Source organism: Pseudomonas sp. ML2-2023-6 (assembly GCF_037055265.1).
GTDB classification, from domain to species: domain Bacteria; phylum Pseudomonadota; class Gammaproteobacteria; order Pseudomonadales; family Pseudomonadaceae; genus Aquipseudomonas; species Aquipseudomonas kulmbachensis.
On the sequence record NZ_CP146347.1, the window covers coordinates 3,570,826 to 3,585,211 of the forward strand.

Annotated in this window: 15 protein-coding genes; 10 read left to right on the top strand and 5 right to left on the bottom strand. The window is 56.7% G+C overall.

Going from position 1 to position 14,386, the window contains the following annotated elements; genetic code table 11:
* Nucleotides 1–343 precede the first annotated feature (343 nt).
* Nucleotides 344–535 (bottom strand): hypothetical protein, encoded by a 192-nt coding sequence (locus V6L79_RS16355; protein ID WP_321836990.1) that lies wholly within the window; start codon nucleotides 533–535, stop codon nucleotides 344–346.
* A gap of 414 nt (nucleotides 536–949) precedes the next feature.
* Here V6L79_RS16355 and V6L79_RS16360 point away from each other — a divergent pair, with 414 nt between their 5' ends.
* From V6L79_RS16360 to V6L79_RS16370, 3 genes are all read left to right on the top strand, one after another.
* On the top strand, nucleotides 950–1,843 hold the full coding sequence (locus tag V6L79_RS16360) for a nitrilase family protein (protein WP_261738371.1): 894 nt from the start codon (nucleotides 950–952) through the stop codon (nucleotides 1,841–1,843).
* Nucleotides 1,844–1,856: 13 nt separating this feature from the next.
* The gene (locus V6L79_RS16365; RefSeq protein WP_338579168.1) at nucleotides 1,857–3,053 is read left to right on the top strand and encodes a hypothetical protein; all 1,197 of its coding nucleotides are present in this window, start codon (nucleotides 1,857–1,859) and stop codon (nucleotides 3,051–3,053) included.
* Nucleotides 3,054–3,178: 125 nt separating this feature from the next.
* The gene (locus V6L79_RS16370) at nucleotides 3,179–3,514 is read left to right on the top strand and encodes a hypothetical protein (protein WP_261738373.1); all 336 of its coding nucleotides are present in this window, start codon (nucleotides 3,179–3,181) and stop codon (nucleotides 3,512–3,514) included.
* A gap of 161 nt (nucleotides 3,515–3,675) precedes the next feature.
* On the opposite strand, the gene V6L79_RS16375 is transcribed toward V6L79_RS16370, so the two are convergent.
* Nucleotides 3,676–4,302 carry a LysE family translocator gene (locus V6L79_RS16375; RefSeq protein WP_261738374.1) on the bottom strand — a complete coding sequence of 209 codons (627 nt, stop codon included), beginning with the start codon at nucleotides 4,300–4,302 and terminating at the stop codon, nucleotides 3,676–3,678.
* 77 nt (nucleotides 4,303–4,379) lie between these two features.
* Complete coding sequence (locus V6L79_RS16380) at nucleotides 4,380–5,294, bottom strand: LysR family transcriptional regulator (RefSeq protein WP_261738375.1); 915 nt, start codon at nucleotides 5,292–5,294, stop codon at nucleotides 4,380–4,382.
* A gap of 116 nt (nucleotides 5,295–5,410) precedes the next feature.
* Here V6L79_RS16380 and V6L79_RS16385 point away from each other — a divergent pair, with 116 nt between their 5' ends.
* From V6L79_RS16385 to glcF, 6 genes are all read left to right on the top strand, one after another.
* Complete coding sequence (locus V6L79_RS16385) at nucleotides 5,411–6,514, top strand: SDR family oxidoreductase (RefSeq protein WP_261738376.1); 1,104 nt, start codon at nucleotides 5,411–5,413, stop codon at nucleotides 6,512–6,514.
* Nucleotides 6,515–6,676: 162 nt separating this feature from the next.
* Complete coding sequence (locus V6L79_RS16390) at nucleotides 6,677–7,219, top strand: histidine phosphatase family protein (protein WP_338579169.1); 543 nt, start codon at nucleotides 6,677–6,679, stop codon at nucleotides 7,217–7,219.
* 141 nt (nucleotides 7,220–7,360) lie between these two features.
* Nucleotides 7,361–7,570, top strand: a complete 210-nt coding sequence (locus V6L79_RS16395; protein WP_261738378.1) for a hypothetical protein — start codon at nucleotides 7,361–7,363, stop codon at nucleotides 7,568–7,570.
* A gap of 115 nt (nucleotides 7,571–7,685) precedes the next feature.
* On the top strand, nucleotides 7,686–9,185 hold the full coding sequence (gene glcD / locus V6L79_RS16400) for a glycolate oxidase subunit GlcD (RefSeq protein ID WP_338579171.1): 1,500 nt from the start codon (nucleotides 7,686–7,688) through the stop codon (nucleotides 9,183–9,185).
* Entirely contained in the window at nucleotides 9,185–10,246 is a 1,062-nt protein-coding gene (gene glcE, locus V6L79_RS16405) for a glycolate oxidase subunit GlcE (protein WP_338579172.1), read from the top strand. The genes glcD and glcE overlap by 1 nt, the downstream gene beginning before the upstream one ends.
* Nucleotides 10,247–10,249: 3 nt before the next feature.
* The gene (gene glcF, locus V6L79_RS16410; RefSeq protein WP_338579173.1) at nucleotides 10,250–11,467 is read left to right on the top strand and encodes a glycolate oxidase subunit GlcF; all 1,218 of its coding nucleotides are present in this window, start codon (nucleotides 10,250–10,252) and stop codon (nucleotides 11,465–11,467) included.
* A 259-nt stretch (nucleotides 11,468–11,726) separates the two neighbouring features.
* Here the strand turns inward: glcF and V6L79_RS16415 are convergent, their stop codons facing one another.
* Nucleotides 11,727–12,710 (bottom strand): DUF4113 domain-containing protein, encoded by a 984-nt coding sequence (locus V6L79_RS16415; protein ID WP_405046599.1) that lies wholly within the window; start codon nucleotides 12,708–12,710, stop codon nucleotides 11,727–11,729.
* A 322-nt stretch (nucleotides 12,711–13,032) separates the two neighbouring features.
* On the bottom strand, nucleotides 13,033–13,602 hold the full coding sequence (locus tag V6L79_RS16420) for a helix-turn-helix domain-containing protein (protein ID WP_338579174.1): 570 nt from the start codon (nucleotides 13,600–13,602) through the stop codon (nucleotides 13,033–13,035).
* Between the two features lie 82 nt (nucleotides 13,603–13,684).
* Here V6L79_RS16420 and V6L79_RS16425 point away from each other — a divergent pair, with 82 nt between their 5' ends.
* Nucleotides 13,685–14,119, top strand: coding sequence for a hypothetical protein (locus tag V6L79_RS16425; RefSeq protein WP_338579175.1), 435 nt, complete (start codon nucleotides 13,685–13,687; stop codon nucleotides 14,117–14,119).
* Nucleotides 14,120–14,386 lie beyond the last annotated feature (267 nt).

Below are 14,386 nucleotides of genomic sequence, written 5' to 3' on the forward strand. Positions count from 1 at the left end.
TACGTCACCGTCAGAAGCGCAGAAAGGAGGTAAGCAAGGGAGGGAGTCCGTAGCGCTCATGTCCTGTCAGCCCATCTGACGGGACAGCGCGCCCCGGTCAAATGAGCGACTGTTTCTTCGATTTGGAGGCGCAGCGGGCACGACCTGTCGCTTCAGCATTTAAGCCGACAGCACACAGCAACAGGTCAGTGATTAGGAACATCCGAGGTTCGCCTTGAATCAATTGCCTCTTTTTTTAAAGGCTTACAGCCCATATGTCAACCGGAGAAGTATTCCTGGGTTGTGAACGAGCGAGAGTTGGACGATTGAAGATCTCGAAACCCAATCAAGTTTTATGCGCCGATCAGAGCGGGCCTTGACCCGCTCTGATGGAAAACCAAAGAGACTCAGTCGTCTCTATCGTCGCGATCGCGATTGTGGTCATAACGTCGATCATTATTGTCGCGACGATCGTACCTTTGATCATAACCACGACCATCATTCCCCCGGTCGTATCCACGACCGGAATCATAACCCCGGTCACGATCTCGACCATGCCCGCCGCCCTCGTCCCAGATTGGCACGCAGCCTCCCAGCAGAAGAGAACCTGTAAAGGCCAAGATCATTATGGCTGTGCGTTTCATGTGGGTGTCCTGAAAGTAATGGGCATAAATAAGACTGCAAAACCGTTAACTAATTCCGCGCAGAGGTGCGTTTTAGGGGCGTAAAAACTGATGTAAGCCGCTGGTTTCAGTAAACCATCATCGGCGTCGTTTTAGAGCCAAAATGTTCAACCTGCACGATCAAGTTCTCACTCGAGGCCAGTAGTACATAAATACAAATCTCCCAATCTATACGCCGATGGACTACAGGCGGATAGGAATCCGGCGATAGACGCTGGTTCGGACAAATCTTCTTACTAAATGGCCGCCGTCAGGTCGGTCCATAAAAACAAGAAGAGGTGTCAGTCATGAGCGAATCTATCGCTGTCAGTGCGGTACGCGTTGCGGTGGTGCAATTTGATCCGCAAACAGGAACTCACAACAGCCAGAACAACCTGCAAAACAGTCTGGATCTGGCTCTGCAAGCGTTCGAGAACGGAGCGAATCTCATTGTGCTGCCGGAGCTGGCCAACACCGGATATGTGTTTAGCAGTCGCAAGGATGCCTTTAACCACGCAGAAACCATTCCTGATGGCCCAAGTGTTCAGGCCTGGACCCGTTTTGCCCAAGAGCATCAGGTGTATCTGGTTGCAGGCATGGTCGAGCAGGACGATATGCGTTTGTTTGACACGGCTGTATTGCTGGGGCCAGACGGGTTTATCGGCAAATACCGTAAAGCGCATCTATGGAACAAGGAAAAGCTCTGGTTCACCCCCGGCGATCTCGGGTTCCCGGTGTTTGAAACCCCGATCGGGCGAATCGGCCTGCTGATTTGCTGGGACATCTGGTTTCCTGAAGTCCCCCGTCTGTTGTGCCAGCAAGGGGCTGACATCATTTGCAGCCTGAACAACTGGGTATGGACACCACCGCCACTGTTCGACGACTCCGGCAAGTGCATGGCCTCATACCTGACGATGACCGCCGCCCACGTCAACAACGTGTTTATAGCTGCTGCCAATCGCATTGGTGAGGAGCCGGATGCACGTTATCTGGGTTGTTCGCTGATTGCCGGAACCAATGGCTGGCCCATCGGTGAAGTGGCGCCAGCTGACGAGCAAACCATTCTTTATGCCGACATCGATTTGTCGGCTGCTCGCAGCGCACCCGTATGGAACAACTTGAACGACCTGCTCCGTGACCGCCGCACGGATCTGTATGACGAAATGCTCGGCTATGACCATCACCTTCGCTTGCCTCGCTGATCGGGTGGTCACCATGGAATCCCTATCCGAAAGAAAAACCTCAGTGGCTGCGGTCAGACTTCTGATCCTGCTTTTTAGCGCCGTGGCGATTATTGGTGTAGTCACAGCTTGGGTGGCCGTGGACTACAACTCCACAGCCCCAGCTTACTGGCCCGCCTACAGCGACATGATAACCAGCATGCCCTCTGCCCTGGCGTGGTTACGCTGGGTGTTGGGCGACATCAGCGAAGTAGCGTTCTACAAACATGAACTCTCCTCTCTGGGCTTGTTGCTTGGCGGTGCGCTGGGATACTGGGCCAGCCGCTACGCTCAGGTGTGGCAAGGGTTCAGCATCAGCTATGGCACGGGGCTGTGGCCCTGGCTGGTGACCAGTTCTCTGTTGGGCCTGCTGTTGAGCAATGCACTCTGGGGCTGGACCCTGACGGCTGGCACCTGGCAACCCACCTTCGCCGCTTTCGTGTCATTGCCCGCGGCTATGGTGTTGCTCTTTGGAGGTGGCTGGAAAGTCACGATCAATGGGGCAATCCTCGGCGCCCTCCTCGTCACGCCATCCTGTCTGCTGATCGTTAACTTCGTGTGCCTGCCCTTGGGTTTGCCAGCGGTGATAGGCAATGTTCTGGGAATGGCATCGGGCAGCGTGGTGGCCTTTTTGCTGTGCCGGACTTGGCCAATACTGGTGACTGCCAAACACGAGCAAACAGCTTCAAACCCGCCGCCAGTGTCAGTAAAAGCACCGAATTATGGGGTGATCTGGACTTTGCGGCGCGTACTGGCTGACTTCTCGGAAGCTCCGTTCTACGGCAACGAATGGGCAAGCCTGGGCATGCTCGCCGGGGTATTACTGGCCTGTGCGTTGAACCCGCTAAGCCCTGCTTATGGTTCTGGCCTGCTGTTACACATGGTCGCGGCGCAAGCATTGACCTCACTGGTGGGCGTCATTGTGTGGCGCCAGCAATGGCAGCAACGCGGTTGGTATCCCACTTATGTGCCACTGGTTTCAGTCGTGCCTGCTGCAGTGCTGACCTACGGCGGCAGCTTTACCGTCATCATCGCCAGTGCAGTGCTGGGCGCCTTGATTGCACCGCCACTGGCCTGTGCCATTGCTCAACGGTTGCCCAACTACCTGCATCCTTTTATTGGCAATGTGTTGTCGATGGCGATCAGTACCTTGCTGATCCTGCCTGTAATCGGTGCTCTGGCCGTTGATTAGTTTTTAGAATGAAAGAATTGGGCACGCTGGTCTGAAAAGACGAACCCTGCCAACTGGTAGTGGTCGGAAAGTCATGGCATCAAAAATGCCACCCGATTTCTGCAATCAGCATTGGAGATTTTGTTATGGCGACCCTGACAATCGAAGGTTGGTGTGAAAACAGTGGCGATCACAAACCTGCTGCAATAGGAGACATTCACTTTAACGTTGATGGCCCACTCCACTTGCGTCTGGAGCAAGCTGAAGAGCGTCTGCAGAAGACCCAGGAGCACGAAGCTATGGTCGATGTCGACATGAGCACCATGGACTTGATCATGCCTGAGGGGTACGGCCCCTTGTCCGACTGCCAGATGCGGGTCTACTTGCACCACGAACGCGGTCAGTTCCATTTGGTCGGGCATCGTGCGAGCGATGGCAACTTGATCTATTCCAATGCGGTCTTGATTGATCAGTTGCTGTAAAAGCAGCCGTATGACCGCATACGTGGGAGCGAGCCTGCTCGCGAAGGCCTCAAGAGCGTCGCGATCAGCCAGTAAATACGCGCTGTCGCGAGCAGGCTCGCTCCCACTGCAATACCGCTCGTTCAAGCACTTGCAACAGCTGTGGCGCTCCTGATATCGCCTTACTTCTGACTCAGGGCAGCTATCGATACGCCGGATGCGACGAAAGTCAGTCCTGCGCCTACATTCAGACCATTAACCAGTCGAGGCCGCGGGCGTAACCACTGGGTCAGGACTGTGGCAAATACGCCCATAAGCGAGAAGCCAATGGCCGTAAGCAATGCGAACCAGGCACCGTACACCAGCATTTGCGTGCTCACCGACCCGCGTAGTGGATCAACGAACTGAGGGATAAATGCCAGTACAAACAACCCCGGCTTCGGGTTGAGCGCCGCCGAGAGAAAACCGGTGAAAAATATACTGGTCAGTGGTTGTTTGGCCGCAGGTTGGAAACTGATAAGGCTACGTGAGCGCAGTACCTTGATGCCAAGCCAGAGCAGATAACCGGCGCCAATCAGCTTGACGATCCAGAACGCCACAACGGACGTTTGCATAAGCAGCGTCAGCCCCAACGAAGCGGTCGCCACATGGAACAGAATACCTGCGCCAGATGCCATTCCCGACACCAGCGCCGCTAGCCTGCCTTGGCTCAGACCGCGGCCTACAGCCAGCAGATTGTCCGGCCCAGGAGCAATCACCAAGAGCAAACAGGCTGCGGAGTAAGCAAGCCAGATATCGATTGGAAACACGCTATTACTCCCGAAGTGTCATTGAGCCATCCATTTTCAAGCAATATAAATACTGCCTTGCCCACCTGTAAACTGGCTTATGCGCCTATTACGGGGAGTTCCTCCAGGTCGCAACTCTCGTCAGTTTGCAGGCAGAGGGCCTCTTGCAGCACCTGCTCCAGGATGGCAAAAAAACATTTTATATGGGCCTGCTTCAATGCCTGAGGCCGGGTCACCAAATAAACTTCCAGGTCCGGAAGTTCAATTTCGTGGAACAATTCGACCAGGTCCTTCGCCAGAAGACGAGGCAATACACCCACCCCCAAACCCCGTTTCACTGATTCGAGCTGCACGGCGAACGAGTTCACGCTCAATTGCGTACGGTCAAGACCGGCGGCCTTTGCGGCACGCATTTGCGGCAACATGTCGAGCGGAGGCAGCAAGGCTACATTGACTGCTGTGGCCACAGTTACCCCTGGAAATCGCCTCAGGTAACCGGCATCAGCGAATACACCGTAGGTGAACCTACCAATGGGTCGATAAATCAACGAGGGTTCGCCCAGATGCATGGTGCGCACCGCTATATCGGCCACACCGCGGACGATTTTCTGAAAGTCGGCGGTGACCAGCAGCTCCACCGAGCAGCGCGGGTGCAGAGCAGTGAAGCGACTCACAGCCTCCAGTACCCCGGAAGTAAACCCCTCCCCGGCACTGACCAGCACATTGCCCGACAGCTCGGTGTGCAAGCCAGTCATGTCAGCCGCGGTTTGACGCCTGAGGCCCGCTTCAGCAGCCATCGCAACGTCCACAAGGGATTGGCCCCGTGAAGTCAACCGGCATCCTTCAACGCCGCGCTCGACCAGTGGCTCGCCCAGCGCTACCTCCAGTTGGGTCAGCCTGCGGGATACCGTAGACGCCGCAATGCCCAGTAACTGCCCGGCCTGAAGAAAGCTGCCACGCCGCGAGACCGCCAGCAGCAGTCGTAGATCGTCCCAATTTGCTTGCAACGCCATGCGTCATATCCTCCCTGGTCTGCATATGTGCAAAACCATTATGCAGTAGTCGCTATTTTTCAGAAGCGCTCTGAACGGTATATCTAACGACCTTCGAAACCACTGGAATGGATTGTATGACAACCGCCCCCAAGGACTATGTGCAACACGCCGCGTGCAACGTATTCGTGACTGGCGCGACCGGCTTGCTGGGCAATAACCTGGTGCGGGAATTGCTCGCTCGTGGCTATAGCGTCAAAGCCCTGGTCCGCTCCAGAGCCAAGGGTGAACAGCAGTTCAACGACCTGCCGGATGTGCAACTGGTCATTGGCGATATGGCCGATGTCGGTGCATTTGCAGCATCACTGCAAGGCTGCGATACGGTGTTTCACACGGCGGCGTTTTTTCGCGATAACTACAAGGGCGGCAGTCACTGGAAGGACCTCGAAAAGATCAATGTCGCCGGTACTCGAGACCTGATTGAGCACGCCTACCGTGCAGGCATACGGCGGTTTGTTCATACATCATCGATTGCGGTGCTCAACGGCGAACCTGGCTCGTCCATCGATGAGACATGCCTGCGGGCCGAGGCCGACGCCGATGACTACTACCGCAGCAAGATTCTCGCCGACCAGGTGGTGCTGTCGTTCCTCGAAGACCATCCCCAGATGCATGCCTGCATGGTCCTGCCCGGCTGGATGTGGGGGCCTGGCGATATTGGCCCGACGTCCTCGGGACAGTTGGTCAACGATGTGGTGAACGGCAAGTTGCCCGGGCTGGTGCCCGGCAGTTTCTCTGTGGTGGATGCCCGTGATGTGGCAGTAGCGCTGATCGCTGCCGCAAGGCATGGACGCCGAGGCGAGCGCTATCTCGCGGCGGGCCGGCATATGACGATGCGTCAGTTGATACCTGTTCTGGGACGTATTGCAGGGGTCAAGACACCCACACGCCAACTGCCTTTGCCCTTTCTGTACACGCTGGCGGCGGTGCAGGAGATCTATGCGCGCCTGACCGGCAAGCCCATTCTGTTGAGCATGGCAACCCTGCGTTTGATGGTACGAGAGGAGCACCGTACCCATTTCAATCAGCAAAAAAGTGCACAAGAACTTGGCCTGAGTTTCCGGGCGCTGGATCTGACCATCATGGACACCGTGGCCTGGTACCGTGATCACGGCTGGTTTGAAGGCCTCAGGGCGCCTACTTCAAAGAGAAAAGCCTCATCCGTCACCGCCGACAACTAACGGTCAAACACGGGATTATTAGCTAACCCCAAAGCCGATAGTCTGGGGGCTATTGGCAGTTCTGCGTCGACACTTGGATGTATTATCAAAACCGCATTTCTTGTATATCCACTGCACTTGGCACAAGGACGTCAATACACTGTGAACAGGAAAATAATCCTGATGCGACATGGCCAGCCTCAGCTAGGCGAAGTCGGCAAATTGTCAGCACTCGACATGAAAGACTGGATCGAACACTACAACCAGTCGCACATTACCCACCAACCCGTTCCGGAGGCCAGCCTGCAACTCGCGGCAACCGCCACGGTAATCGTCTCGAGCAGCGCCCCCCGCGCGCTGACCTCCGTCCGGGCGCTCGGTTTAGAGCCCACCTTCGTCGACGCAATCTTTTGTGAAGCGCAGTTGCCGTACGGTCGCTGGAAACGGCCACGGCTATCGCCGTTTACCTGGGCATTTATCCTGCGCATTTTATGGTTATGCGGTTACTCACCGGGCGTCGAATCTGCCACCACTACGCGGACCCGTGCCTGCACGGCGGCTCAGCGACTGCAATCCATAGCTGACGAAGGAACGGTTCTGCTACTCGGTCACGGGGTGATGAATCGATTGATCGCCAAACAACTGGAGGCCGATGGATGGTCTCGCGAAAAACGCAGTAGCAGCCGGTACTGGAGTGCGCAGGTGTATCACTACAAAGGTGTTTGAGGGGTATCCACGGGGCGCAGGCATAAGTAACCATCCCCGTCTGCTACAGTCCGCCCCACTGGATCTCAATCACTTTTGTTGAAGAGATCCATAAACCCTGTATTTCAAGCCGGGTGATCTGGCGCCGAAGAAGTTCTGACAATGCCCAAGAAGCAAGCCGTAGTGAGCCCGACAGCAACTGCTGCAGACATCGAAAAATCCATCCAGGCCCTCAACAAGATGGCCGAACGCCTTTGGGGAGAAGGTCGAGAGGCCGAAGCAAAAGCCCTTATCGATGCCCTGGATGCTTTAAATCGGGCGCTGGACCGGATCAGGATTGGCGAAATTGGTCGGACCGCCACACTTCACTGACGAGTGCTATGGTTTGGGGGCGACATCACGCCCAGCCTTTAAGCAATAACGTGGCGCGCACCAACGTTGTCGGATACAGACCTCTAACAAAAATAATCGAGTGTCGTGAGCCGCCATGAACATTCTCTACGATGAACGCGTCGACGGCATTTTGCCTGACGTCGATAAAGCCGTACTGCTGCAAACCTTGCAAGCACGCTTGCCGGATCTTGAAGTCCTGCATCAGCGTGAAGAACTCAAGCCTTACGAGTGCGACGGGCTGTCTGCGTATCGCACTATCCCCTTGCTGGTGGTGTTGCCACGCTATCTCAACGAGGTGCAAGGGGTGCTGCGCATCTGCCATGAATTGCGTGTGCCGGTCGTTGCGCGCGGGGCCGGTACTGGTTTGTCCGGTGGCGCATTACCACTGGAAAAAGGCGTGTTGCTGGTAATGGCCCGCTTTAACAATATCCTCCACATCGATCCCGCCGCCCGCACTGCACGGGTTCAACCGGGGGTGCGCAACCTGGCGATTTCTCAGGCGGCGGCGCCGTTTGGCCTTTACTACGCGCCCGACCCTTCCTCGCAAATCGCCTGTTCTATCGGCGGCAACGTCGCAGAAAACGCCGGTGGCGTGCATTGCCTGAAATATGGCTTAACCGTACATAACCTGCTCAAGGTCGAAATTTTAACCGTCGATGGCGAACACCTGACGCTGGGGTCCGAAGCCCTGGACTCGCCCGGTTTCGATCTATTGGCGCTGTTTACCGGCTCCGAAGGCATGCTCGGGGTGATCACCGAAGTGACGGTCAAACTGCTGCCCAAACCGCAGACCGCCAAGGTGCTGCTGGCAGCGTTCGATAGTGTCGAGAAAGCAGGCCGGGCCGTGGGTGACATCATCGCCGCAGGTATCATCCCCGGCGGCCTGGAAATGATGGACAACCTGGCCATTCGTGCCGCCGAAGACTTTATCCATGCAGGCTACCCTGTCGACGCCGAGGCCATTTTACTGTGCGAACTCGATGGCGTTGAGGCCGATGTCCACGACGACTGCAACCTTGTGCGCCAGGTGCTTGAACAGGCCGGAGCCACCGAGGTGCGTCAGGCCAGGGACGAGGCTGAACGGGTGCGATTCTGGGCCGGGCGCAAAAATGCCTTCCCTGCCGTGGGCCGCCTCTCGCCGGACTACTACTGCATGGACGGCACCATACCGCGCCGCGAATTGCCGGGGGTTCTGCAGGCCATTGCCGCGTTGTCGGCCGAGTACGAGCTGCGTGTAGCCAACGTGTTCCACGCCGGTGACGGCAATATGCACCCGCTGATTCTGTTCGATGCCAACCAGCCGGGCGAACTCGATCGCGCCGAAGCCCTGGGCGGCAAGATCCTCGAATTGTGCGTCAAGGTCGGTGGCAGCATTACCGGTGAACACGGTGTGGGCCGCGAAAAAATTAACCAGATGTGCGCGCAGTTCAACAGCGATGAACTGACCCTGTTCCATGCCGTCAAGGCTGCCTTCGACCCAAGTGGCCTGCTTAACCCCGGCAAGAATATTCCGACCCTGCATCGTTGCGCCGAGTTTGGCGCCATGCACGTTCACATGGGCCAGTTGCCTTTTCCCGAGTTGGAGCGTTTCTGATGCGCACCGCACACGATACCGATGACAGCGCCGTGCTGCTGGAGCAGGTCGGCCAGGCACTGGCGTACGCCACCCCGCTGCGCATCCAGGGTTCCAACAGCAAGCTGTTCCTGGGCCGCACCGTGGCAGGGGAAATACTCGACACCCGCTCCCATCGCGGCATCGTCAGCTATGACCCGACCGAACTGGTAATCACGGCCCGCTGTGGCACCCCTCTGTCCGAGTTGGCGCACGTGCTCGATGCCGCGCAGCAAATGCTGCCCTGCGAGCCGCCAGCCTTCGGGGATGCTACGGTGGGTGGCATGATTGCCTGCGGGCTGTCGGGGCCACGCCGTCCCTGGTCAGGCTCGGTCAGGGACTACGTCCTCGGGACTCGGGTCATTACCGGGCACGGCAAGCATTTGCGATTTGGCGGCGAGGTCATGAAAAACGTCGCCGGTTACGATCTGTCGCGCTTGATGGCAGGCAGTTACGGCTCGCTTGGGGTGGTGACCGAAGTATCCCTCAAGGTCCTGCCCAAGCCACGCCAATGCCTGAGCATCAGCCTGGAAATAGACGCCGATCGCGCCCTGCTGCGTCTTGCCGAGTGGGGCCAGCAACCACTGCCGATCAGCGCTGCCTGTCATGATGGTCAGCGCCTGCACCTGCGACTCGAGGGCGGCGCAGGCTCGGTGGCCGCGGCCCATGAACGCCTGGGAGGCGAGCTGCTGGATTCTTCGTTCTGGACCGATCTCAACGAACACCAATTGGTTTTTTTCGATGAAGACCAGCCCCTTTGGCGCCTGTCCTTGCCCAACAACACACCCGGCCTGGCCTTGCCGGGCCGACAACTGATCGATTGGGGCGGTGCCCAGCGCTGGCTCAAATCGGATGCCGACGCGGCCTTTGTTCGCAATGTCGTTGCTGAGGTCGGCGGGCATGCGACCTGCTACAGCCACGGCCTGGTCGACAGTCCGTTCCAGCCGCTACCCGATGCCCTGATGCGCTACCACCGCACCCTCAAGCAACAACTCGATCCACGGGGCATCTTCAACCCTGGGCGCCTGTACGCGGAGCTTTGAGCCATGCAGACCACCTTGAGTGAACAAGCGCGCCAATTGCCCCGCGCCCGAGAGGCCGAAAGTATCCTGCGCAGTTGCGTGCACTGTGGTTTCTGTAACGCCACCTGCCCGACCTACCAGCTGCTCGGTGATGAACTGGATGGGCCGAGGGGGCGTATTTACCTGATCAAGCAGGTGCTCGAAGGCAACCAGGTGACGCAAAAAACCCAACAGCATCTCGACCGCTGCCTGTCGTGTCGCAATTGTGAAACCACCTGCCCTTCCGGCGTCGATTACCACAACTTGCTGGATATCGGCCGGGCGGTGGTCGATGCCCAAGTACCAAGGCCACTCGCACAGCGCCTGCTGCGCGAAGGTTTACGCAGCGTCGTGCCCAGAACGGCGCTGTTCAAACGGCTGGTCGGCAGCGCTCAGCTTTTGCGTGCATGGCTACCCACCCCCTTGCAAGACAAGTTGCCGCGCAACGTGCCCGCAGTGAAACCGAGACCGACCACCCGCCATGCTCGGCAAGTGCTGATGCTCGAAGGCTGCGTACAGCCGAGCCTGTCGCCCAACACCAACGTGGCCGCCGCCAGAGTGCTGGATCGACTGGGGATCAGCGTAACCCCTGCCCGCGAAGCCGGTTGCTGCGGTGCCGTGGACTATCATCTGGACGCCCAGGCGGCTGGCCTTGATCGCGCCCGGCGCAATATCGATGCCTGGTGGCCGGGGATTGAGCAGGGAGCCGAGGCCATCGTGCAAACCGCCAGCGGCTGTGGTGCTTTTATCAAAGACTATGGGCACCTGCTCAGCAGCGACCCGGCTTATGCCAGCAAGGCCGCCAGGGTCAGTGCTCTGGCCAGGGATCTGGCTGAAGTGCTGCGCGATGAGCCACTGGAGCAGCTTGGGTTACACGGCGAGCAACGCCTGGCATTCCACTGCCCCTGCACCTTGCAGCACGCGCAAAAACTCGGGGGCGCGGTTGAAGACATCCTGTCCCGCCTGGGATTCAACCTCACTGCCGTGCCCGACAGCCATCTATGCTGCGGCTCGGCGGGTACTTACTCACTGACCCAACCAGAACTGTCCCGACAGCTGCGCGACCATAAACTCAATGCACTGGAAAGCGGCCACCCCGACGTCATTGTCACGGCCAATATCGGCTGTCAGTCCCATCTCGACAGTGCCGGCAGAACCCCGGTCCGGCACTGGATCGAACTGGTCGAAGCCGCACTGCCCTAGCGGACTATTGGGCTGGCGACGCAGACGAAACCTTGGTGCAATGAAGGCCAAAGAATTCGGCAAACCACTCATTCAAGAGCGCCTTTGGGCGGGGGCGTATATCCGTATTGCCTATACGCAGGGCGAAGCCGTCGCGAAATCAGGCACTGTTGTGTGTCAGTTAGAATCAGCACTCAGACCTTACGAGGCTGCGCCACCGAACGCAGCCTCGTTCCTTCGCCAGTTACGACAGATTTCTCGCCGAGCTCTGAACTGACCATTATTCACACGAAACCCGCCAAAGCTGATCCACCCGCGTGGTATAGCTCTGGCTCATCAACTCCCTTTTCATCCCCCAGTCCGGATTGCCCGGCACGCTGGCCGCACGCAGCGTGCCTCGGCCCCAGCGGTCATTGATTGCATCCAGCACCGCCATCACCCTTGAAGCTTCTGCCGGCTGATTGACCGCAAACAGATCATCGGAAAACTCACCCGGTTGGCGCAGATCCAGCAATAGCACCTCGGCCTTGCTGTATCTGAAACCGGGTTGAAATACATGCTCCAGCGCATCCACCGCGGCCTTGGTCAGCAGACGCACATCATCGGTCGGGTATGGCAAGGTCACCACCACACCCTTGGCGTACTTCGCCTCGTACGGGTTGAACATGCCTGTACGAATGCTGACCCGGATCTTTTTACAGTACGACTTTTGCGCCCTCAGTTTTTCCGAGGCGCGCATCATGTAAGTGGCCACGGCCTCCTTGATCGGAGCCAGTTCGGTCAGGCGCTTGCCGAACATGCGACTGCAGCAGATTTCCTGCTTGGGCGGGTCGGGTTCATCCAGCGCCAGGCAAGAGGTACCCGACAGCTCACGGGCAGTCTTTTCGATAACCAGGCTGAATTTTTTGCGCAGCGACCACGGGTCCGCCTTGGCCAGATCCATTGCGGTGCGGATGCCCATACTCTCCAGGTGAGCGGTCATGCGCCGCCCTACTCCCCAGACCTCTGACACGGCGGTATTTCGCAGCACCCAATCTCGCTCATGGTCGCCACAGAGGTTCACCACTCCGCCCGTATGGGCTTGCAACCGTTTGGCAGTGTGATTGGCCAGCTTGGCCAGGGTCTTGGTATGCGCAATACCGACCCCGACCGGAATCCCGGCACATTGCAGGATTCGGCTGCGCAACGCTCGGCCCATGGCGGTGGCATCAGCGATACCGGTCAGGTCGGCAAAGGATTCGTCGACGTAAAGGAAAGGTTTCAAGCTATGGACATGGCTCCGCACCATGTTGCGCGGTGTCTCAGCTCTCTATTCAAATGTCCATAGTGATAAGACATTTGCTGTCGATCCTGCTTTGTTAAGTCCATAGCATGTAGCCCTAGAGTAGCAAGACTGCCGGACACTTAAGCGTCCACTAACCCTGTAACGGTGCCGATGGGCAGTCCATTTAAGACTTGGATCCGTCTACGAAACTAGGGGCGATTCAGGGCTCGTTCACCGCTCGACGTTTGCAACTATGCTTAATCGTCGCCTCGACGCCCAATCGGTGCAATCTGAACAGGGCGCCAAGTCAAAGTCACCAACCTCACTGAGGCTGATTGACTGAAAGCTTCCAGTAACGATTAACGGTTGATCTGGATAGGCCTAGCTCTCTTGAGATCTCTGCTTGGTTGAGGCCACGCGCACGAAGTCTCATTACAGATGCCAAATTGACACTGTTAGTTGGCTTACCAGGTTTTCTCGGAAGAATCTTTCCACCGCTCAACTGAGATCGCAGCTGTTCCATTCCTTCTTGGGTCGCGAACGCAACCAGCATCGAAGAAGCGCGCTGAAGTATTTGTTCAGGCTCGACGTCTTCTCGCAAGGCCACACATAGGGCAACCAAGGCTACGAAATCGAAGTCCAGCGCGCTGGCAAGATCATCTAGCTTACCGATAGAGATATTGACTTGAGCTTGCTCTAGGGAACTGATAGTGCGTCGTACAGTAACGTCGGCGAGGTCTTCATATGCGAGACCTTTCATCCTTCGTATAGTCCTGATAGCTGCCGCGATCTCGTGATTGAGCACCCAATCATCCTCAAATATGAGGATAGAGCCACATTGCGACCATTCCGATAAACGCACTATAATGCTCATATTGGAATATTCATGCATTTTGGCACCGACAGGATCCCCGGAAGTCGACCTGCAGACTCGTTTTTACGGGCCGAGCTGTAGGTGCCACTCAGGAAAAATTATGTTTAGAACGATGCGTGAAGCTGAATTGATGCCCAATTTGTTTAGAGCAGCAAGCAGGTTTCAGTTCTGGTCTCTTGTGGAGTTAGAAACCATGTGGCCATGGTTTCACATAGAGACCATCGATTGTAGTGGTAATGATATTCATAGAGGGGTTGTTCTCGCCGCCAGCGTTCCGCTTTTGGTGGATTTGATCGGAGGAGAAAGCAAAACAGCTAGGGTCAACCAAGTCCAAGTTGTCACCCCCGGTGATATCAATGGTACCGGTAGTTGGAAAATGGAGGCGCTGATAAGCCTTCATGAGCTAGTTGATAGCGCAGGGCAGGTCGTAGGACATGCATATCAAGTCTCGGCAGGAACAGAGTATTCAACTGTTGCAAACTACGATCAGCACAGGCGTAATTTAATATATGCGCCTAAAGCATCAAATCGCTGACAGCAGAAGGCGGTTTTGCAGATCAAAATTTAGCTAAGTCAACGCAGGTGAGGAATTGCCTAGCTGAAAACCATTGGCCATCAGACACATTTTCTAAAGCTCTTGAGAGCGATTAACCCTAGCCATTTCAAAAAATCGATCTAGAGATCCTCCTATGGGCCTTGATCAAAAACACTGAGCAAGCTATCTATCCGATGTAGCCAAGTATACGAGGCTTGTCGCAACTACTTTGTATTAACTGAGTATCATGAGGTATGACAATGCGAT